Genomic DNA, 18,936 nt, shown 5'->3' with positions numbered 1-18,936 from the left:
GGACGGAGCGCGGGGCCGTGGGCAGCACGAACGAGGGCCGCCCCGTGCGCCCGGACGGCGTACGCGACCGGCCGGGCCGCCGCCCCGCGCGGCGCGCGGTGCTGACCTCCACCGCCGCTCTCGCCGCGGGGCTCGGCCTCGCCTCCTGCTCCGTCCCCGCCCCGCGCCGGAAGGGCCCCGTGCCCGATCCGCTGCCCGGCAAGCGGATGTCCCGGCCGCGGCACGCGCTGCTGATGCAGATACTCGCCCACCCGGACGACGACCTGTACTTCATGAACCCCGACACCCAGCGGACACTCGACTCCGGCGTCCCCCTCGTCTGCGTGTACGTCACGGCGGGCGAGGCCAACGGCGTCAACCGCATACCCGGCGCGGGCCCGCAGCCGGCCGACCGTACGGCGTACGCGTCGGCCCGGCAGCAGGGCCTGCGCCAGTCCTACGCCGCCCTCCTCGGCCTCCCCCGGTTCACGCGGTGGCACAGATCCGTGACCACCCTGCGGGGGAACCACCGGGCCGAGCGGGACACCCTCAGCGACCGGGGCCGCCGGGTCGAGCTGGTCTTCCTCAACCTCGCCATGCACACCCGGTGGGGCCGGACGGGGCTGCCCAGCCTCTGGGAGGCGCGCGGCCTGTCCCTGCCGACCGTCGTGGCCGACGGCTCGCCGCTGCGGAAGGCGGGCTCGTACGACTACGACGGACTCGTCGACGTGCTCGCGGGGCTGATGGAGCGCTACCGGCCCACCGTCGTGCAGACCCTCGACCCGGACCCCGACATCCAGCACAGCGACGAGGCGACCCGCCGCCGCGACAGCGAGCAGCCGGGGTACTCCGACCACGCCGATCACACGGCCGTCGCCTCCTTCGCGTGGGCCGCGATGATCCGGCGGGTCGCCGAGGCGACGGAGGGCGGTGGTGCGGTGCCGGGCTTCGTCGCCACGTCCTTCCGCGGGTACTACAACCGGCACTGGCCGAAGAACCTCCCCGCCGACGTGGTCGGGGAGAAGGCCGCACACCTCGTCCCGTACGGCGGCGACCCGGACTGGGAGTGCGGGAACGCGGCGGGCTGCGGCGACTACAACGTCGGCGGCGACCGCCCGCTCACCAACCGCAAGGGCTGGGTCCGCTCGACGCACTACCGCTACCCCGGCGCCCGTACGGTCGTCGCCGCCGGCCCCGACGGGCGGCTGACGGCGTACGGCGTGCTGGGGCTGCGGGTCGCGCGCTGGCGTGAGACGGCGCGGGGCAGCGGCGTGTGGGGCCGGCCGGACGACCTCGGGGGCGGTCCGCTGGCGCCCGTACTCGGCGGAGCGGCGCTCGCCGACGGCCGGCAGCTGCTGTTCGGGCTGCGGTTCTCCGCGCTCGCGGGGCACGGGGCGGCCAACACGCGCGAGATCGTCGTGCTCGAACAGCGGACGCCCGGCGGGCGCTTCGGCTCCTGGACCGGCCTCGGCAACCCGGAGACACGGCAGGACAGGGGACGCCGCATCGGTTCCCCCGTGGCGGTGGCGGCGCCCCACGGGCGGGTCCACCTCTTCGTACGGAACGCGGACAAGGGCGTCAGCACGCGCGTGCGGGACGCCGCCGGGCGCTGGAGCCCGTGGCGGGACCTGGGCGGCGGCGAGGTCCAGGACGGCCTGGCCGCGGTGGTGGACTCCGACGGCCGGGTCCACGTCTTCGCGGCCGGCCGCACGACGGTCCACCACTGGGCGCAGGAGACGCCGGGCGGGCCGGTGGGTCCCCGGCCGGACACGGGACTGCCCACGCCGGGCGGCTCCCCCACCGCCCTCGCGGTCCCGGGCGGCGGCATCGACCTGGTCTACCGGCGGCCGGCGTCGGCCCGGCTGACGACGGCGCGGATGGGCGGGGGCCGCCCGGTGCGGCTGCGGTTCGACGGGTACGGGGCGGTGGGCGCCGCCCCGGCGCCGGCCGGGCCGGTCCTGCTGGGCCGGGACCGGGAGGGCCGCGTCCAGCTGCTGCGGGACGGCCGAGTCGTACGGCGCGCGGGGCCGGACGCGGCGCCGCTGGAGGGCGCGGCCCTGCAGCTGGGGCCGGACGGCCCGGCCGTGGTCGGCCTGGGCCCGGACGCGGCCCCCTGGCTCTGGCGCCCCTGACCTCCCGCGCCGAAGCGCTGGGCCGGATACGGCGAAGGGCCCCGGACCCGCCGCGAACGGCGGGGCCGGGGCCCCTCTTGGTGCTCGTTCAGGAGCAACCAGGTCAAGCCACGAAATTACTTCGTGATCTTGGTGACCTGGCCGGCGCCGACGGTCCGGCCACCCTCACGGATGGCGAACTTGAGGCCCTCCTCCATGGCGACCGGCTGGATCAGCGCGACCGTCATGATGGTGTTGTCGCCCGGCATGACCATCTCGGTGCCCTCGGGGAGGGTAACGACGCCGGTCACGTCCGTGGTACGGAAGTAGAACTGCGGGCGGTAGTTGTTGAAGAAGGGGGTGTGACGGCCACCCTCGTCCTTCGACAGGATGTAGGCCTGGGCCTCGAACTCGGTGTGCGGCGTGACCGAACCGGGCTTGATGATGACCTGGCCGCGCTCGACGTCCTCGCGCTTGATGCCACGGAGGAGCAGACCGACGTTCTCACCGGCCTGGCCCTCGTCGAGCAGCTTGCGGAACATCTCGATGCCGGTGACCGTGGTGGTGGTCTTCTCTTCCTTGATACCGACGATGTCGACGGTCTCGTTGACCTTGAGCACACCACGCTCGATACGACCGGTGACGACGGTGCCACGACCGGTGATCGTGAAGACGTCCTCGATCGGCATCAGGAACGGCTTGTCGACGTCGCGCTCGGGCTGCGGGATCGACTCGTCGACGGCCTTCATCAGGTCGAGGACGGTCTGGCCCCACTCCTTGTCGCCCTCGAGCGCCTTGAGCGCCGAGACCTTGACGACCGGGAGGTCGTCGCCCGGGAACTCGTACTCGGAGAGGAGCTCACGGACCTCGAGCTCGACGAGCTCCAGGATCTCCTCGTCGTCCACCATGTCGGCCTTGTTCAGGGCGACAACGATGTACGGCACGCCTACCTGGCGGGCCAGGAGCACGTGCTCCTTGGTCTGCGGCATCGGGCCGTCGGTGGCGGCGACCACGAGGATGGCGCCGTCCATCTGCGCCGCACCCGTGATCATGTTCTTGATGTAGTCCGCGTGACCGGGGCAGTCGACGTGCGCGTAGTGACGCGACTCCGTCTGGTACTCGACGTGCGCGATCGAGATCGTGATACCGCGCTGGCGCTCCTCAGGAGCCTTGTCGATCTGGTCGAAGGCCGAGGCCTCGTTCAGGTCCGGGTACGCGTCATGCAGCACCTTGGTAATCGCCGCGGTCAGCGTCGTCTTACCGTGGTCAATGTGACCGATGGTGCCGATGTTGACGTGCGGCTTAGTCCGCTCGAACTTCGCCTTCGCCACTGGGTCCTCCTGGAGTGGTTCTGTACGCCTTGCTTCATCGGCGCCAGGTGATCTTTGCTGGGATGCCGACCGCCGGGGGTTTCCCATACGGATCGCGGGGGAAAGCCCCCGGCGGTCGGGTCAAGCCTAAAGCGTCAACTCGGGGGAGTTACTCGCCCTTGGCCTTCGCGATGATCTCCTCGGCGACGTTCCGCGGAACCTCGGCGTAGGAGTCGAACTGCATCGAGTAGCTTGCGCGACCCGAGGTCTTGCTGCGGAGGTCTCCGACGTAGCCGAACATCTCCGAGAGAGGCACGAGGCCCTTCACGACGCGAGCGCCGCTGCGCTCCTCCATGGCCTGGATCTGGCCACGGCGGGAGTTGAGGTCGCCGATGACATCGCCCATGTAGTCCTCGGGCGTGGTGACCTCGACGGCCATCATCGGCTCGAGGAGCACGGGAGAGGCCTTGCGGGCACCCTCCTTGAACGCCTGCGAACCGGCGATCTTGAAGGCGAGCTCGGAGGAGTCGACCTCGTGGTAACCACCGTCGAGAAGGGTGACGCGGACGCCGACCATCTCGTAGCCGGCCAGGATGCCGAACTGCATGGCTTCCTGGGCGCCCGCGTCCACCGACGGGATGTACTCCCGGGGGATGCGGCCACCGGTGACCTTGTTGACGAACTCGTACGAGGCGTCGCCACCCTCGATGGGCTCAAGGGCGATCTGCACCTTCGCGAACTGGCCGGTACCACCAGTCTGCTTCTTGTGCGTGTAGTCGATGCGCTCGACGGCCTTGCGGATCGTCTCGCGGTAGGCGACCTGGGGCTTGCCGACGTTCGCCTCGACGCGGAATTCGCGCTTCATGCGGTCGACGAGAACCTCGAGGTGAAGCTCGCCCATACCGCCGATGACGGTCTGGCCGGTCTCCTCGTTGGTGTGCACCTGGAAGGAGGGGTCCTCCTCCGAGAGACGCTGGATGGCAACACCCAGCTTCTCCTGGTCGCCCTTGGACTTGGGCTCGATCGCGACCTCGATGACCGGCGCCGGGAAGTCCATGGACTCCAGGATCACCGGGTTCTTCTCGTCGCAGAGCGTCTCACCGGTGGTGGTCTGCTTCAGGCCCATGACGGCGATGATGTCACCGGCGCCCACCGACGCGATCTCCTCACGCTTGTTCGCGTGCATGCGGTAGATCTTGCCGATGCGCTCCTTCTTGCCCTTGACCGAGTTCAGCACGGAGCTGCCGGCCTCGAGGCGGCCCGAGTAGACCCGGACGAAGGTGAGCTTGCCGAGGTGCGGGTCGCTCATGATCTTGAACGCAAGACCGGAGAACGGCTCGTCGTCGGCCGGCTTGCGCTGGACGACCTTCTCGGGGTCCTTGACGTCGTGGCCTTCGATGGCCTCGACGTCCAGGGGGGAAGGCAGGTAGCGGACGACCGCGTCGAGCAGGGGCTGAACGCCCTTGTTCTTGAACGCGGTGCCACAGAACACCGGGGTGACGGTGACCGAGTCGGCGCTGCCCTTGGAGGCGAGCGTGATCCGGCGGATGGCGGCGTACAGCTGCTCCACCGAGGGCTCCTGGCCCTCGAGGTACAGCTCCATCATCTGGTCGTCGTGCTCGGCGACGGCCTCGAGGAGCTTGCCGCGCCACTCGTCCGCAGCCTCGGTGTGGGTGTCCGGGATGTCGACGATGTCGTACATCTCGCCCTTGGCGGCCTCGGCGGACCAGACAAAGGCCTTCATCGTCACGAGGTCGACGACGCCCTTGAAGTCGGCCTCAGCACCGATGGGGAGCTGCATGACCAGCGGAACCGCACCGAGGCGGTCGACGATCATGTCGACGCAGCGGTGGAACTCGGCGCCGGTGCGGTCGAGCTTGTTGACGAAGCAGATGCGCGGCACGCCGTAGCGGTCCGCCTGACGCCAGACAGTCTCGGACTGCGGCTCGACGCCCGCCACACCGTCGAACACGGTGACGGCGCCGTCGAGGACGCGGAGCGAACGCTCCACCTCGACGGTGAAGTCGACGTGACCCGGGGTGTCGATGATGTTGATCGTGTGATCAACCTCATTGAGCGGCCAGTGGCAGGTCGTCGCGGCAGACGTGATCGTGATGCCGCGCTCCTGCTCCTGCTCCATCCAGTCCATCGTGGCAGCGCCGTCGTGGACTTCACCGATCTTGTAAGACACACCGGTGTAGAAGAGGATCCGCTCGGTGGTGGTCGTCTTGCCCGCGTCGATGTGGGCCATGATCCCGATGTTGCGGACCTTGGCCAGGTCAAGCGAAGTGGTGGCCATAAGGCTCAATCTTCTCTCGGTCTCGATGTGGGTAGCGACTACCAGCGGTAGTGCGCGAAGGCCTTGTTGGACTCGGCCATCTTGTGGGTGTCCTCACGCTTCTTGACGGCAGCGCCAAGACCGTTCGAGGCGTCGAGCAGCTCGTTCATGAGGCGCTCGGTCATGGTCTTCTCACGGCGGGCGCGGGAGTAACCCACGACCCAGCGCAGCGCGAGGGTGGCCGCACGACCGGGCTTGACCTCGATCGGCACCTGGTAGGTCGCGCCACCGACGCGGCGGGACTTGACCTCGAGCGAGGGCTTGACGTTCTCAAGCGCGCGCTTCAGCGTGATGACCGGGTCGTTGCCGGTCTTCTCGCGGAGGCCTTCCATGGCGCCGTAGACGATCCGCTCGGCGGTGGAACGCTTGCCGTCGAGCAGGATCTTGTTGATCAGCGACGTGACAAGAGGAGAGCTGTAGACCGGGTCGATGATGACCGGGCGCTTCGGGGCGGGGCCCTTACGAGGCATTCTTACTTCTCCTTCTTGGCGCCGTAGCGGCTGCGAGCCTGCTTACGGTTCTTGACGCCCTGCGTGTCGAGGGAACCGCGGATGATCTTGTAGCGAACACCCGGCAGGTCCTTCACACGACCGCCACGCACGAGCACGATCGAGTGCTCCTGCAGGTTGTGGCCCTCACCCGGGATGTAAGCAGTGACTTCGATCCCGCTGGTCAGACGCACACGCGCGACCTTACGCAGGGCCGAGTTCGGCTTCTTCGGGGTGGTCGTGAACACACGCGTGCAGACGCCGCGACGCTGAGGGGAACCCTCGAGTGCGGGCGTCTTGTTCTTCTCGACCTTGTCCTGCCGGCCCTTGCGGACCAGCTGCTGGATCGTAGGCACTACTTCTCCGGTTTCTGTGTGCCGATCACTGTGAAACTAACCTGGAACACTCCCGGCCCACGCGGTCGGGTGTGTCGAACACTGGAAGCCTCCACGAACGTGGAGAAGTCACAGGTTGCGGTGTGTGTTCTGACCTGGCTCACCGATGCGGACACAAGCACGCACGGCAGCACAGACACACCCCAGGCACAAGGTCTGAGCGTACCTACCTCATGGACTCCGGTCAAAACAAATGCCCACGCGCGGGACAGGCCGGGCAGCCGGTGGGCCCCGGTCAGGGGGCCTGGTCCCCGTCCGGGTCCTGGCGCGAGGGCGGCCGGGCCGTGCGCAGCCTCGGTATCGTCGGAACTTTCGAGCTGCGGCTCTTCGGCACGAGGGTGGCGCGGGTGCGGCGGCGGGCGGCCGGGGCGTCACGCACTGCCGCGTCACCGGCGGGCGCCGCGTCGCCGGACGGCGTAGGGGCCGGCGCGTCGTCCCCGGCGCCGGCTCCTGGGGCGGCGGCGGGTTCGCCGGAGCGGGGTAACGAGGCGGTCGCCGGTACCTCGTCATGCTCGTCGTGCTCGTCGTGCTCGTCGTGCTCGTCGTGCGGGAAAGGGATCACCGCGGCCCGGCCGGGGGTGCGGGAGACCACGGAGAGGCGCCGCGCCCCCTCGGCGCGGCGCAGGGCCCGGTCGTACTCGGCGGCCGCGTCGCGCCAGCCGTTCGCGTACGCGCGGAGCTCGCGGCGTTCGATCTCCGTACGCAGCAGCACCACCAGTTCGTCGGGGCCGTGGCCCTGGAGGTATTCGCCGAGCGACGCGAGGAGTCCGGGCAGGTCCTGCGGGAGCGGCGCGGGCTTCGGAGGCGGCGGGTCGGCACCGGGGCGGGCGGAGTCGCGGGGCAGCCGGGAGCGCTCATCGCCCTCGACCATGCGTCTCTCTCTTTCCCGTCCCGTCCTGCGCGGCGCCGCCGCGCGCCTCGCTGCCTGCGCGCGGAGGGAGACAGGCCGCAGCAGCTTACTCGGCGCCCACCAGGCGCTACTCCCCGATTTGCCGCCGCTCATGCCGGTCGGCGAGGGGCGGGAGGAACTGTCCGGCGACCCTCATGAACATGTCGCGCTGGTCCTCCGGTACGCCGAGTCCGGCCGCCGCCTCCTCCAGCGTGAGCCGCGGCGCCCCGCCGTCCGCGCCCGTGGGCGCGGCGCGGGGCCGGTCGGGGAGGGGGAGGTCCTCCTCGCTGAGCCGGCCCGAGCGGATGAGCATGTCCCGGACCGGTACGCGCAGGACGTGCGCGAGGCGGCGGGTGGTCTCCAGGTCCGGCATGCTCTGGCGCTGGAGCAGCCGGGTGATGGCGGCGCGGTGGACGCCCGCCTCGTCGGCCAGCCGGGACTTCCCCCCGCCCCGGGGACTGTCGATGTCGTAGCCGCGCTGCCGGATCAGGTCTTCTACCCAGCTCGCGAACCGGTCGAGTTCGCTGATGGTCATGAATGTGCCTCCCTCCGAAGCAGCACCAGCCTAGCGCGCTTGCGCGCGCAGAATTACCCGCGCGCAAGGTGGTTCCCATGTGGACTTTTACGTACACGAAGGACCCACATCCCGGCACTGCCAAGGGAATATGTTGTTGCGCGCTCGCTCGCAACATGTCACGCTGCGGGCATGACCTCATTAGCCCCGCACCCCGCGGACGACGAGCGCGACCCGCGGTCCTCGTGGTGGCGCTCGGCCGCCGCCTGTTCCGGACTGCCCCCGCAGATCGTCTTCGCCCGCCGGGAGAGGGACGCGGCGCCCGCCCTGCGCGCCTGCGCGCGCTGCCCTGTCGTGCGCCGTTGCGAGGAGACCGTGGCCCCCGCCGACACCTGGTTCGACGGTGTCAGCGCCGGACGTCTCTGGCGCAACGGCCGCCCGGTCGCCCGCACCCCGCACACCATCCAGCTCCGAGGGGAACGCTGATGGCACCCACCACGCCCGCACCGGCCCACGACTCCGCCCTCTGGCTCGCCCTGCTGGCACGCCAGCTCCCCGAGCTGCTCGTCGAGCTGTCCCCCGGCGCCCCGGGGCGGCCCGGGGACCGCCCGGAACCCACCGCCGCCGAACTCGCCGCGCGCGACGCCCGTATCCGCGAGGAGCGCCGCGACGCGCTCGCCGTCGAGCGGGACCACGGCCTCAGCGTTCCCGGCCACTCCGCCGCGCCGCTGCGACTGCACGTCTCCGACGCGCTGCGGGACATCAGCGACGGCGTGACCGAACTCGACGAGGCGGTGCACGAGAAGCTGGGCCTCGGCCGGCCGCGCCGCGCCGGGATCGCGCAGCGGCTCACCCGTATCGGCGCCCTGCTCGACCGGATCGCCGGGCACCCCGTGCTCGCCGGCCACGTCCGGGACGAACTGCGCCGGATGGCCCGGCGCTGCGGGCGCGCGCTGGGCGACAGCGAGCCGATGGTCAGGGTCGGCGGCCGCTGCCCGTGGTGCGCGTCGGTCTCCCTGCGCGCGTTCCCGGCCCGGCGTGCCGTGCTGTGCGTGAACCCCGCCTGCCGGTGCGCCGATCAGGACTGCGACTGCGGTACGGACCCGGCCTTCCGGCACGTCTGGCGGGAGGACGCCTGGACCGCGCTGGTGACGGGCGGCGGCGACCTCCGGGAGATCGGCGCGGCCCTCGACGAACGCGCACCCGCCCCGGAGGGCGCGGGGGGTGCGCGATGAACGCCGCGACCCAGCCCCTGATCACCGGCGCGCTCGCGGCACAGGAGGTCGCCGTGGCCCCGGCGACCATCCGCAAGTGGGTCCAGCTGGGGCGCCTCGCGCCCGCCGGACGGCAGGGCCGCGCGCAGCTCTTCCGCCTGGAGGACGTCTTCGCGGCGGAACGCGCGGCCCACCGCCGCTCCTGAGATCCCGTACCCCTCCCCCCAAGGCACAGTCACGGACGCACGGAGGCACGGAAAAGCGAGGCGGCCGCACCCTGTCCGGGGTGCGGCCGCCTCGCTTTTCGGGCGGTACGGGAGTGGGGGCGGCCGCTCCGCGCCGGGGCCGGAGACCACGCCGGGCCGACGGGGCGCCGGGCTCCGCCCGCGTCAGGGGCGTCGGTCCGCGCCGGGGCCGGCGGGTTCGCCGGGTTCGTCGCTGGGGTCGGGGAGTCGCAGTATCCGGGCCGGTTCGCGGGCGTCGCCGGCCACCAGGTCCATCGCCTCGCGCCAGCCGCTCGTGAATCCGCGGACCTCCGCGTCGATCCCCACCCGCGCGCCGACCTTGTTCACGACCGCGGCGATCGCACGAGCGACCTCCGCGTTGTACGTGCCGGCCTCTCCCGCCTCGGCCGCCACTTCCACTGCCGCGGCCACCACGTCGGCGAGCCGGTCTCCCGCACTGTTCACCATCGCACCTCCCCTTCACCTCGTTCGGCGCCCACGCCCCAGAATCGCCCCTTCTCGAAAATCCGTTCGATACGGGGCAGCGTAACGCAGGCAAGCCGGGGCGTGTGGAGCCTCAGAGGCCCCACACACCCCGAATTGCGGACGCGAGCAAGCTAATTGCGCGCTCGCGCGATCTTCGCGGCGCGCAGGTGCACGCCGCTCAGCGCGCCGCCGCCTGCCAGAGGGTGACCGCCAGCGCCGCGCACGACGTCAGCGCGGCCAGCGACGGCAGCGGCCACCGGGAGCGCTCCAGCGCGTCGAGGCGCTCCTCGTGCTCTCCGAGCACCTTGTCCGTCTGGTCGGCCCGCTGCAGCAGCAGCGCCAGGTCGCCCCGTGTGGTGGCGAACCCGACGTCCACCGACCGCCGCAGCCGCTCCAACTCCACCACCACGCCTCTCTCCTCGTACTCGCGCATCATCCGCGTATCTCCTCTGCTTCCTTCGTGCTCAGGTCCGCGGGACGCGGAGCCGTTCCCAGCTCGCCCGTCCCGGCGTGCCGTCCGCGTTCGTACCGCGGTAGCCGAGCTTGCGCTGCCAGGCCGCGTACGACGCCCGGTCGGCGGCGCCCCAGACCGGGCCCGGGCCGACCGAGTACCGGCCGCAGCCCTCGGCCACCAGCCGCCGTCCGACCGCCGTGAACAACGGGTCGCGATGGCCGGGGACGAAGAAGGCGGCGCCGGGGAACGGCGCGTGGCCCGGGGCGGGCGGCTTCTGCGGCGCCGGCCGCACGGGCCCCGGACGGCCGGCCAGCCGCTCGCCGATCCGGCTCCGCATGCCGTCCATGGAGAACGACGGGTCGATCTTGCGGCGGGTCCACTCCTTGTGCCCGAGCACGCTCGCCGCCGACCAGCCGTGCGCGCGGCACAGCGCCGCCGACAGCCGCTCGACGGCGTCGAGCTGCGCCTCCGGATAGGGGTCCGCGCCGTCGCCGAGGTTCTCGATCTCGAAGCCGTAGAAGCGGGCGTTGCCGTCGACCGCGTCCTTGCCGGGCCTCGGCAGGGCCCGCTCGGCGCGGACCGCGTCCAGTACGGCGACGCTGCCGTGGCCGGCGTGGTTGGTGCGGCCGTACCCGACCAGGTGGACCGAGCCGTCCTTGGCGACGACGCCGATGCACAGCGGTCCGGGCAGGTCGGGCGCGCCCCGGCGGCAGAACCCGACACTGTCGGAGCCGGCCGTGTGGTGGAGCATCACACCGTTGACCGGCCCCCAGGCGCCTTTGTGGTTGCGGTGGTGGGCGCGCCAGTCGGCGTGCTCGGTGAGACGGACGCCTTCGGCGCGCAGGGCGCGGACGAAGGCGTCGGCTGACAGGGGTGCCGCCATCGGGACCTCCTCGGGTCGGGGCGGGAAAGCGTGCGTGCGGAAAACGGCCCCGGCCCGCCGTGGGACACGACGGGCCGGGGCCGGGGGCGAAAGAGCGTGCGCAAGCCGGTGCGGGTCAGTGGACCGGGTCGACCCGCAGGAAGCGGTTGGCGAACGTCGCCGTGCTCGTCGTCGCCGAGGACCGGTACGCGGGCGTGGCGGTGTAAGCCACCCCGCCGCTCAGCCCGCTGACCTGGAACTGCGTCGACACGGAGCACTGCATTCCGCCGCCGAAGAGCGCCGCCCGGGTGTCGGCGGTGGCCAGGGTGACCGTCGCGCCCTGTTTGACGGTCATCGACATGTAGCCGGCGCCGGTGGCCACGCTGCTGCTGATCCGCGCGCCGAGCGTGACGAGAACGGCGCCGGACGGCGGGGCGGTGAAGGCCGCGGCCATCGTGTCGCCGGTCGATCCCGTCAGGGCCTCGATGTACGTCGCGGAGGCCGTCGTACCGGCCACCGGATTGAGCTTCAGCACCGGGCTCGGGATCACCGGGTGCCAGTAACTGCCCGTGTAGTAGTAGTACCGGCCGGGGCTGGTGACCCAGGCCAGCATGCCGGTGACCGGCGCCGCGACGGAGGACAGCGCGACGGTGTTGGCCACCCGCAGCACCGTCCGGCCGTCGACGGCCTCGGCGAGGGACTGGAGGTGCAGCGGCACGTTCGCCGCGTCGGCGGGCTGTGGGTAGGGAAGGCTGCTGAGCGGAGTGAGCTGGACCATGACAGGGGCCTCCTGGGAAGCGGATACGAAAAAGGGCCGGCGCTCCGAAGGGCGCCGGCCCGCTGTCGGAAGCGGAGTCAGCCGAGGGGCGGGGGCAGGGTGTCGGGCGGCATGCCGCCGTCGCCCTCCCGCGTGGCCGGGTCGTCGATCGGCACCGGGACCGGCGCGGGGGCGTCCGGGGAGGGATACGTCGGGTCGGCCGCGGGCAGCGGCTGCGCCCCCGGCTCGCCCCCGGCGGGGTTCTCCGGCGTACCGGCCACCTGATCCCGGCGGCCCTGAGCTCGGCCCTGATCCGGGACCTGAGCTCGGCCCCGATCCGGGACCTGACCGGCCACCGGCCCCGGCACAGGCGCCGGCGTCGGCCCCGCCTCCGGCTCCGGTTCTTGCGTACGCACGCCGGCCGTGGTCATGCCGCACCCCCGAGCGTCTCCACCAGCGTGCGGTAGCTCAGCTGTTCGGCCGTCAGATCGGCGAACTGCGCGTACTGCGCCGTCACCATCTGGTACGTCCGCAACCGCCCGTACGCCGGGTCCAGCGGCGGGTCGGGCACCAGGCCCTCGTCCGCCGGGACGCCGTTGTACCCGGTCCCGCGCAGCGTCAGGACCTGCTGGGGCGCCGAGCCGGCCGTGTACGTGGTGCGCACGCCGACCACCCACGCGAGGGTGTCCAGCCGCGCTCCCGCCGAATCGACCACCCGTACGACATCGCCCAGTTGCAGCCGGGGGTCGTGCAGCACCTCCACCTCGCCGAGGACCGGCACCGGATACCGCCCGGCGTCGAGCATCGCCTGCGCCAGGGTGTAGGCGGTGGTGGCCGACTGGACCCACTCCGAGGCGGGCGCGAGGTACTGCTGCTTGCCGTAGTGCTCCTGGCTCGCCGGGCTCCAGCGCGCCCACACCCGCTGCTTGGGGTCCGCCGACCGCTTGAGCGGGTCGATCTGCACGGACGGCAGGCCGTCCTTGGTGACCGTCCACACGCTGGTGGTCCCGGTGTTCGTGAAGCGGACGATGTACGCCGGCCCCTCACGGCGGGAGCTCACGGTGACCTGGCCCTTCACCGCCGTGCCGCCCGTCGCCGTACTGCCGAAACGCACCCGGTGACTGGCGATCGACGCGGACGTGTCGTCCACGATGGTCGGCGGACCGATGTCGCTCTCGTCCTCCGCGATCGCGTACGTCACCTCCTCCGGCACGCCGGGCTTGATCTCCCTGATCCGGGTGTCGGTCTGCGCCGTACCGTGGGCGAGACCGATGCCCGCCCAGTCCTGGTACGGCTGTTCGCAGTGGTTGCGGCAGGCGTCGATCTCCTCGCTGACGGTCAGCGCGGAGATGTCCCGGACCGTGGTCACCGTCGCGTGCGGGGCGACCGGCACCTTGGTGAAGCGCGACGGGCCGCGCCAGCGGAAGACGCCCTGCTCGTCGAACTCGGCCGTCGACATGGACGCGCGGGCGATCTCCGTGATCGCGTCCCACTGCGACCCCGAGACCTTGGGGATGTCGTACAGGGGCAGGGCGGCCTCGTCGAGCTCCGCCCCCTTGCGCCACTGGTCCTTCTGCTCCCACTCCGGGCGCGGGTAGGATGCGGTGTCCGTCCACACCCGGTCGGTGACCTGGAGGCACTCCACGGCCATGTCCGTGACGAGGTCGATCTGCTGGAGCTCCGAGCGCGGATGCGCCGCGACCGGCTCGACGAACGTGGCCAGGCCGCCCACGTGGTACGAACCGTCGGGCGCGGTGAGCCTCGGCTGGACCGTCGGCAGCACGGTGGCGCCGGTCCCCCGGGTGTCCACCATGAACCCCAGGTGCCAGCTGCCGCGCAGCGCGGCCAGCTTGGGGAACGTCCAGGTGAAGTACCAGTAGCCGCCGTCCACGGTCCCGGAGTGGATCTGGACGGCCCCGGTCGAGATGTCGAACCGGCCGCTGAGGTAGCCGGCGGCCCCGCCGCTGCGGTCGAAGACGGCCTTCATCTCGATCACGCTGTCCTTCGCCAGCGCCGTGTTCGCCCAGCACTCGACCTGGAACACCTTACCCGGCAGCACGAACCGCGACCGCGGCATCCACGACGCCCGCAGCGCCGGCTGCTCCGGCATCAGCGCCATCTCGAACGGCGCTCCGTCCCGGATCCAGCGGTACGCACTGCTGGTGGGCAGCACCTCCGGCTGCCCGTACGTCGCGTTGAAGCCGCCGTGCAGCGAGGCGTACAGCACCGTGAACGGGGCCACGTCCTTGTCGTCGGCGAGCGGCGCGCGCGGCGGCGGGCAGGTGTGGATGCCGCCCTGGCGCAGCAGTTCGTCCACGCACCACGTCGCCGTGGCGACCGGCCGGCCGTAGTAGAAGCCGTGGTACGGACGCGGCAGCGACGCCGGGCCGCGCAGCCGCTCCGCCCCGTCCAGCGCCTGGACCGTGACGGTGTCACTGCCCGAGGCCGCGGACCGGGAGCGGACCGTGCCCCGGAACGCGGGCAGCGTCCGGTCCGCGACCCCGGCGGAGTGCACCACGGACTGGCCGGGGCGCACCACGTCGCCGGTGGACCGGTCGGCCCACGCGGAGTACATGCGCGGCGCGTGCTCGCCCTCCGCCCCGCCGAGCGTGACCTCCAGCTGCGCCGAGGCGCTGCCTGATACCGCCCGCATCGCCTCGGGCAGATCGGTGCTGTACGCCCGCTCCACCTTCCACGACTGGACCTGGGGGCCGAGCTCGGCGCCGCCGAGCCGGGTCGAGTGCGCGGGCACCCGCTCCGGCGCGGCGAGCGCGGCCTGCAGGGTCTCGTCAGTTGGCTGCACCGCGCACCTCCACGAGATCGATTGCGATGTTCCGGTACGGCAGCCGGGCCGACGGGGTGTCGGTCATGCCGGTGACCGCCATCGGCGGGCAGCCGTCGCCGAGCGCGTAGGCGACCGGGGGCTCGCCGATGGTGAGGCACGCGCCGGCCAGCGCGGTCGTTCCGGTCTGGCCGGGCCGGCCGACCGGGGTGGCGAACGCCGCCTCGGCCGGCGCCGTACCGGACACGACCGGGCCGGCCGCCGAGGTCGTCGACAGGTAGGAACCATCCACCGCCTTCCAGTCGAGCTGGGCGGTGCACAGGGCGTCGTCCCACTCGGGCGGGACCATCCACGACACGTTCATGCCCGGGGCCACCGGCCAGCCGGTCCAGGTGCCGTGCATCCAGCCGACCGCGCTGGCGACGTCCTTGCAGTCGCCGGTGTACACGTCGGCGGCCGACGGCCGGAACGTGAGGTCCCCGGCCACGGTGAACCAGTGGTCGCCGCCCCGCGGGTCACGGCTCTGCCCGGCCGCCTGGAGCGGATCGAGCAGGTTGAACGAAGCGGGGTCGAGTACGACGACCGAGCCCCCTGCCGGGACGCCGCGGCCGAGCATGCCCGGCCCGTTGACCCGGCGGGCGAGCCGGACGAGGTGCTGGGCGTCGTCCGGCTCCAGCCACTCGAACGAGAGCTTCATACGGCGGGTGGTCCGGGGCGGGGCGACGAGCGTCACCCGCCCTTCGAGCGACCGGAACTCCGTGACGTTCAGGTCCGCGCTGCGGTCCCAGCTCTTCGCGGCCTGGGAGATCTCGCGCAGCAGACCGGGCTTGCCGATCCAGAGGTTTCTGGCCATGTCCGCTTACCTCCGGGCGAGCTGGCGCTGCCCGACGAGGACGGCGCGGGCGATGGTCTGGGAATCGACCTGTACGTGGACGGGGCGCTCGGCGAGCCGCTCGACGGCCTCGGCGAGCCGGGCGATCTGCGCCCGGCCGGCGCCGGGGCTCAGCATCCGGTCGAGCCTGCTCAGCGGGATGACGGCCTCGGACTCACCGCCCTCACCGATCAGGGCGAGCGTGCCGCCGTTGCGGGCCTGGACGACACCGCCCTTGGCGAGGTGCGGGACCGGGATCTTCGGCAGGTTGATCGCGAACGACTTGCCGCCGTACTTCGGCACCCAGCCGGGGATGCTGACCTTGAAGCCGTTCAGCGCGCCGATGACCACGTTGACCGCACTGGCGAAGCCGCGGAACGGGGTGAGCAGCATGTTTCCGATGCCGCGCAGGATCGGTCCGATCGCCTTCATCGCCGCGGAGGTCGCGGACGAGATGGCCTTCATCCCCGCCTTGAACCCCTTCTGCACGACGGCGACGATCTTGTCGACCTTCACGAACTGCAGGATCAGCGGCGCGAGCAGCGCCATGATCAGGCCGAACGGGTTCGCGGCCATGACCAGGTTGAGCCCGCGCTGCGCGACGCTCGCGCCCTTGAGCCCCTTGGCGAGGCCGCCGCCCATGGTCTTGCCGGTCTTGTCGGCGTTCTTGCCGGCCTTCCCGACGGACTTCTCCACGGCGTCGGACTGCTGCTTCACGCCCTGCAACGCGGTCTTGGCCTTGTCGGCCGACCCCTTGAGCTTGTCGAGCGCGCCCTTGAGCTTGTCCGCCCCGCCCTTGGCCTTGCCCAGCGAGGTGTCCGCGCTCTTCAGGCCGCCCTGCAGTTTGCCGACGGCCGTGTTGCCGTTGGCGGCGGACGTACGGAGCTTGCCGAGGGCCGTCACGGTCCTGTCCGCACCGCCCTTGACCTTGGTCATCGCGGAGTTCGCGGTGTCGGCGCCGCCTTTGATCCGGCCCAGGGCGGTACCGGTCTGGCCGGCCCCGGACCTGAGCTTCGTCAGGGGTTCGGTGGCGCTCCTGGCCCCGCGCTGGAGGGACGACATGCCGGAGGAGGACTGGCTCAACGACCGTTTGAGGCCGCCCAGCCCCGCGTTTACCTGTTGGATTGCTTTCTTGAGACTCATTCGGGATCTCCAGGGTCTAGCCGGGCCCGCCCAGATCGTTGATCAGGTCGGTGACGCGGGTGTGAATGCCTCCGAACTCGTCGGAGATGTTCTCCAGGTCGGCGTTGTAGTCGCGGCGGAACGTGGTCACGGTGCGTTCCACCTCTTTGGCCTTGTTCATGGCCCGTCCGGCTTCGCCGCGCACGTTGGTGATGTCGCCGTTGGCCTTGCCGATGTCCTCGCGCAGCTGGGCGGGAAGCTGCCGCAGCGACCGCAGCTTCGCTTCCTCGCGGAGAGCGAGCGGATCCCAGAACGTCTTCTCCAGCTTCAGCCCGGTGACTTCCGCGTTGATCCCATGCACGGCCGCGACGGCCGCATTGCCTTCGGACTTGAATCCGGTGGCTTCGAACTGCTTGATGTACTCCTTTTTCACCACGTCCTCGGTCCAGGCTTTGAACCCCTTCTTCGCGAGAGACCATTCCTTCTTGAACGCGGCCACAACGGCCGAGTCGGGGGCTGATTCGTCTTTGTCCGGCATTTCTCCGTCACCGTCGCTTTCAAAAAACACAAAGGGTGCACCCGCTCGCGCGGGTACACCCTGGTCCTGGAATCGGCGGCCGTATCAGGCGATCGACACCTGCCATCGGCCCGTACTGGACACCGTCACATAGCCGTGGACCGGCAGCCGCAGCACGCCCTTGCCCACGGACTGAGGGACCCGAGCGGTCTGCGCCGGGCCCCCGGCCGCGGGGTGGAACGCCACGGTCCCGTACTCCTCGAACGCGTAGCGGAGCACGCGCACGTGTTCGGCGTACCGTTTGGGCTCGAAATAGCCGAACGTGCGGGTTCCCTTTCCGCCGCACTCCTCCACCGAGAGGCGTGGGACATCGGCCGGATCCGTGATCCGGGCATGCCACCGCTGGAATCCGCCCGCACCCTCCGGTCCGCGCCTGCGCCGAATGACGAGCGCGTCGCAATGGCTGGGAAGAACCACGTGAATGGCCGCCCGCCCGTGCGTTTCCCCCACCGGGATCTCGTGACCGCCGGGGCCGACGGCGGTGAAGGTGAAGCGGGAGGTGAAGCCGCCCGACAGGGTCAGCGGAACGGGTGCGCCGGAGCCGGCGCCGGTAATGCGGACCGTCCGGTCCGACCAGCCGGACCAACTGCTCTGCGCGTCTTTACCCATGAGCTCTCCCCTGCCCTCCACCGCGACCGACCACTCCGTTTGATGGTTGCATGCCAGAAGTCGGCCCCTCGGGCGAAGAACCGCACTCAGGCGAAGAACCGCACGAGCTCCGCGGGCCCCGGCCGTCCCGGGCCCTCCTCCTCGGCGGCCGGCTCGGGTGCGTCCGTGCCCGGCCGGGTCACCGGCACGGGGTACTCAAGGGCTTCCGCGTCCTCGTCCTGGTTCACCGTGGCGAACATCCAGTTGCTCTCGGCGAGCTGGTCGACGGCGGTGGCCAGCAGGTAGTCGGAGACCGACCACTCCGCCGCCTCCCCGTGCAGCTCCCGCGCCACCGCGCTGTCCCGCGGCAGGTGCTTGAGCAGCACCGCGAGCCGCCGCGAGGACAGCAGACCGCGGTGCCAGTCGAGCAGGTCGAGGCCGTAATGGCGGAGGAGATCCGCCTCGAGGGCCTCGGCGTGTTCGTCGACGAACGCACCGAGGCTCAGCCTTCCCCCAGGCCGAGCCCCGTCTCCTTGCCGTACGCCTCGAGGATCGCGGCGATGTCCTGCATGGTGATCTCGTGGCGGTCGAACCGCGCGTACTGCTTCTCGCCGAGCAGCAGCCGCAGCAGCCCGTCGACGTCGTTGTCGTCGAGGTCGCGCAGCTTGCGGGCGGTCGCCCGGGTCAGCTCGGTCGGCAGCTCGAAGACGTCGTCGTCGAGCTCGAAGATCCAGGCGCGGCCGAGCGCTTCGAGGCGCTGGGCGCGGGCCGCGTTGACGTTGAAGCCGGCCATGTGAGGGCTCCTCTGAGGGTGGGAAGCGAACGAGGGAAGTACGGGAGAAACGGCGGTGGGGGGGGGGGGGGGGCCCCCCCCCCCCCCCCCCCCCCCCCCTTTTCCCCCCCCCCCCCCAGCCTTTCTTTCCCCTTCCCCTTTTCCCCGCGTAGGCTTCCTCCCCAAGCCAAGACAGGAAAAGG

At 71.4% G+C, this 18,936-nt stretch carries 22 protein-coding genes; 4 read left to right on the top strand and 18 right to left on the bottom strand.

Annotation, left to right across the window (positions count from 1 at the left end; genetic code table 11):
* The first annotated feature begins 44 nt into the window (after positions 1-44).
* The gene (locus AC07FK_RS13125; protein WP_479105447.1) at positions 45-2,111 is read left to right on the top strand and encodes a PIG-L family deacetylase; all 2,067 of its coding nucleotides are present in this window, start codon (positions 45-47) and stop codon (positions 2,109-2,111) included.
* A gap of 116 nt (positions 2,112-2,227) precedes the next feature.
* On the opposite strand, the gene tuf is transcribed toward AC07FK_RS13125, so the two are convergent.
* The 6 genes from tuf to AC07FK_RS13095 all read right to left on the bottom strand — a co-directional run bounded on the left by tuf (position 2,228) and on the right by AC07FK_RS13095 (position 8,045).
* Positions 2,228-3,421 (bottom strand): elongation factor Tu, encoded by a 1,194-nt coding sequence (gene tuf, locus AC07FK_RS13120; RefSeq protein WP_069927451.1) that lies wholly within the window; start codon positions 3,419-3,421, stop codon positions 2,228-2,230.
* Between the two features lie 148 nt (positions 3,422-3,569).
* Positions 3,570-5,699, bottom strand: a complete 2,130-nt coding sequence (fusA, locus tag AC07FK_RS13115; RefSeq protein WP_479104992.1) for an elongation factor G — start codon at positions 5,697-5,699, stop codon at positions 3,570-3,572.
* Positions 5,700-5,737: 38 nt separating this feature from the next.
* The gene (rpsG, locus tag AC07FK_RS13110; RefSeq protein ID WP_028812383.1) at positions 5,738-6,208 is read right to left on the bottom strand and encodes a 30S ribosomal protein S7; all 471 of its coding nucleotides are present in this window, start codon (positions 6,206-6,208) and stop codon (positions 5,738-5,740) included.
* 2 nt (positions 6,209-6,210) lie between these two features.
* On the bottom strand, positions 6,211-6,582 hold the full coding sequence (gene rpsL, locus AC07FK_RS13105) for a 30S ribosomal protein S12 (RefSeq protein WP_003948652.1): 372 nt from the start codon (positions 6,580-6,582) through the stop codon (positions 6,211-6,213).
* Positions 6,583-6,856: 274 nt separating this feature from the next.
* Positions 6,857-7,492: a hypothetical protein gene (locus AC07FK_RS13100; RefSeq protein WP_479104991.1), complete on the bottom strand. Its 636-nt coding sequence runs from the start codon at positions 7,490-7,492 to the stop codon at positions 6,857-6,859.
* 106 nt (positions 7,493-7,598) lie between these two features.
* Positions 7,599-8,045 carry a helix-turn-helix domain-containing protein gene (locus AC07FK_RS13095; protein WP_479104990.1) on the bottom strand — a complete coding sequence of 149 codons (447 nt, stop codon included), beginning with the start codon at positions 8,043-8,045 and terminating at the stop codon, positions 7,599-7,601.
* Positions 8,046-8,216: 171 nt separating this feature from the next.
* Here AC07FK_RS13095 and AC07FK_RS13090 point away from each other — a divergent pair, with 171 nt between their 5' ends.
* The 3 genes from AC07FK_RS13090 to AC07FK_RS13080 are packed head-to-tail and all read left to right on the top strand — an operon-like array spanning position 8,217 to position 9,444.
* Complete coding sequence (locus AC07FK_RS13090; protein WP_479104989.1) at positions 8,217-8,510, top strand: WhiB family transcriptional regulator; 294 nt, start codon at positions 8,217-8,219, stop codon at positions 8,508-8,510.
* Positions 8,510-9,259 carry a hypothetical protein gene (locus tag AC07FK_RS13085; protein WP_479104988.1) on the top strand — a complete coding sequence of 250 codons (750 nt, stop codon included), beginning with the start codon at positions 8,510-8,512 and terminating at the stop codon, positions 9,257-9,259. Before AC07FK_RS13090 ends, AC07FK_RS13085 begins: the two co-directional genes overlap by 1 nt.
* A complete protein-coding gene (locus AC07FK_RS13080) occupies positions 9,256-9,444 on the top strand; it encodes a hypothetical protein (protein ID WP_479104987.1) in 189 nt (62 codons plus the stop codon). The genes AC07FK_RS13085 and AC07FK_RS13080 overlap by 4 nt, the downstream gene beginning before the upstream one ends.
* A gap of 183 nt (positions 9,445-9,627) precedes the next feature.
* Here the strand turns inward: AC07FK_RS13080 and AC07FK_RS13075 are convergent, their stop codons facing one another.
* From AC07FK_RS13075 to AC07FK_RS13020, 12 genes are all read right to left on the bottom strand, one after another.
* Positions 9,628-9,930 (bottom strand): hypothetical protein, encoded by a 303-nt coding sequence (locus AC07FK_RS13075; RefSeq protein WP_479104986.1) that lies wholly within the window; start codon positions 9,928-9,930, stop codon positions 9,628-9,630.
* 196 nt (positions 9,931-10,126) lie between these two features.
* Positions 10,127-10,384 carry a hypothetical protein gene (locus AC07FK_RS13070; RefSeq protein ID WP_138901621.1) on the bottom strand — a complete coding sequence of 86 codons (258 nt, stop codon included), beginning with the start codon at positions 10,382-10,384 and terminating at the stop codon, positions 10,127-10,129.
* Positions 10,385-10,412: 28 nt separating this feature from the next.
* Positions 10,413-11,285 carry a peptidoglycan-binding protein gene (locus AC07FK_RS13065; protein ID WP_479104985.1) on the bottom strand — a complete coding sequence of 291 codons (873 nt, stop codon included), beginning with the start codon at positions 11,283-11,285 and terminating at the stop codon, positions 10,413-10,415.
* A gap of 115 nt (positions 11,286-11,400) precedes the next feature.
* A complete protein-coding gene (locus AC07FK_RS13060; RefSeq protein ID WP_479104984.1) occupies positions 11,401-12,042 on the bottom strand; it encodes a hypothetical protein in 642 nt (213 codons plus the stop codon).
* Positions 12,043-12,119: 77 nt separating this feature from the next.
* Positions 12,120-12,302: a hypothetical protein gene (locus AC07FK_RS13055; RefSeq protein WP_479104983.1), complete on the bottom strand. Its 183-nt coding sequence runs from the start codon at positions 12,300-12,302 to the stop codon at positions 12,120-12,122.
* Positions 12,303-12,448: 146 nt separating this feature from the next.
* Positions 12,449-14,824 carry a hypothetical protein gene (locus AC07FK_RS13050; RefSeq protein ID WP_479104982.1) on the bottom strand — a complete coding sequence of 792 codons (2,376 nt, stop codon included), beginning with the start codon at positions 14,822-14,824 and terminating at the stop codon, positions 12,449-12,451.
* On the bottom strand, positions 14,811-15,656 hold the full coding sequence (locus tag AC07FK_RS13045; RefSeq protein ID WP_479104981.1) for a hypothetical protein: 846 nt from the start codon (positions 15,654-15,656) through the stop codon (positions 14,811-14,813). The genes AC07FK_RS13050 and AC07FK_RS13045 overlap by 14 nt, the downstream gene beginning before the upstream one ends.
* A gap of 6 nt (positions 15,657-15,662) precedes the next feature.
* Positions 15,663-16,817 (bottom strand): hypothetical protein, encoded by a 1,155-nt coding sequence (locus tag AC07FK_RS13040; protein WP_479104980.1) that lies wholly within the window; start codon positions 16,815-16,817, stop codon positions 15,663-15,665.
* A 16-nt stretch (positions 16,818-16,833) separates the two neighbouring features.
* Complete coding sequence (locus AC07FK_RS13035; RefSeq protein WP_479104979.1) at positions 16,834-17,334, bottom strand: hypothetical protein; 501 nt, start codon at positions 17,332-17,334, stop codon at positions 16,834-16,836.
* An 84-nt stretch (positions 17,335-17,418) separates the two neighbouring features.
* Positions 17,419-17,982, bottom strand: a complete 564-nt coding sequence (locus tag AC07FK_RS13030) for a hypothetical protein (RefSeq protein WP_479104978.1) — start codon at positions 17,980-17,982, stop codon at positions 17,419-17,421.
* 86 nt (positions 17,983-18,068) lie between these two features.
* Positions 18,069-18,347: a hypothetical protein gene (locus tag AC07FK_RS13025; RefSeq protein ID WP_479104977.1), complete on the bottom strand. Its 279-nt coding sequence runs from the start codon at positions 18,345-18,347 to the stop codon at positions 18,069-18,071.
* 116 nt (positions 18,348-18,463) lie between these two features.
* Entirely contained in the window at positions 18,464-18,754 is a 291-nt protein-coding gene (locus AC07FK_RS13020) for a hypothetical protein (RefSeq protein ID WP_138901629.1), read from the bottom strand.
* Positions 18,755-18,936 lie beyond the last annotated feature (182 nt).

The sequence above is a fragment of the Streptomyces sp. NPDC046122 genome, from assembly GCF_056429965.1.
The sequence above is the reverse complement of the archived record's forward strand: the minus strand, read 5'-3'. Positions and strand labels throughout refer to the sequence as shown.

Coding starts and splice junctions, on each gene's coding strand:
- fusA (WP_479104992.1), bottom strand. CDS start 5,699: ATGGCCACCACTTCGCTTGACCTGGCCAAGGTCCGCAACATCGGGATC.
- rpsG (WP_028812383.1), bottom strand. CDS start 6,208: ATGCCTCGTAAGGGCCCCGCCCCGAAGCGCCCGGTCATCATCGACCCG.
- AC07FK_RS13100 (WP_479104991.1), bottom strand. CDS start 7,492: ATGGTCGAGGGCGATGAGCGCTCCCGGCTGCCCCGCGACTCCGCCCGC.
- AC07FK_RS13095 (WP_479104990.1), bottom strand. CDS start 8,045: ATGACCATCAGCGAACTCGACCGGTTCGCGAGCTGGGTAGAAGACCTG.
- AC07FK_RS13090 (WP_479104989.1), top strand. CDS start 8,217: ATGACCTCATTAGCCCCGCACCCCGCGGACGACGAGCGCGACCCGCGG.
- AC07FK_RS13085 (WP_479104988.1), top strand. CDS start 8,510: ATGGCACCCACCACGCCCGCACCGGCCCACGACTCCGCCCTCTGGCTC.
- AC07FK_RS13080 (WP_479104987.1), top strand. CDS start 9,256: ATGAACGCCGCGACCCAGCCCCTGATCACCGGCGCGCTCGCGGCACAG.
- AC07FK_RS13075 (WP_479104986.1), bottom strand. CDS start 9,930: ATGGTGAACAGTGCGGGAGACCGGCTCGCCGACGTGGTGGCCGCGGCA.
- AC07FK_RS13070 (WP_138901621.1), bottom strand. CDS start 10,384: ATGATGCGCGAGTACGAGGAGAGAGGCGTGGTGGTGGAGTTGGAGCGG.
- AC07FK_RS13065 (WP_479104985.1), bottom strand. CDS start 11,285: ATGGCGGCACCCCTGTCAGCCGACGCCTTCGTCCGCGCCCTGCGCGCC.
- AC07FK_RS13060 (WP_479104984.1), bottom strand. CDS start 12,042: ATGGTCCAGCTCACTCCGCTCAGCAGCCTTCCCTACCCACAGCCCGCC.
- AC07FK_RS13045 (WP_479104981.1), bottom strand. CDS start 15,656: ATGGCCAGAAACCTCTGGATCGGCAAGCCCGGTCTGCTGCGCGAGATC.
- AC07FK_RS13040 (WP_479104980.1), bottom strand. CDS start 16,817: ATGAGTCTCAAGAAAGCAATCCAACAGGTAAACGCGGGGCTGGGCGGC.
- AC07FK_RS13035 (WP_479104979.1), bottom strand. CDS start 17,334: ATGCCGGACAAAGACGAATCAGCCCCCGACTCGGCCGTTGTGGCCGCG.
- AC07FK_RS13030 (WP_479104978.1), bottom strand. CDS start 17,982: ATGGGTAAAGACGCGCAGAGCAGTTGGTCCGGCTGGTCGGACCGGACG.
- AC07FK_RS13020 (WP_138901629.1), bottom strand. CDS start 18,754: ATGGCCGGCTTCAACGTCAACGCGGCCCGCGCCCAGCGCCTCGAAGCG.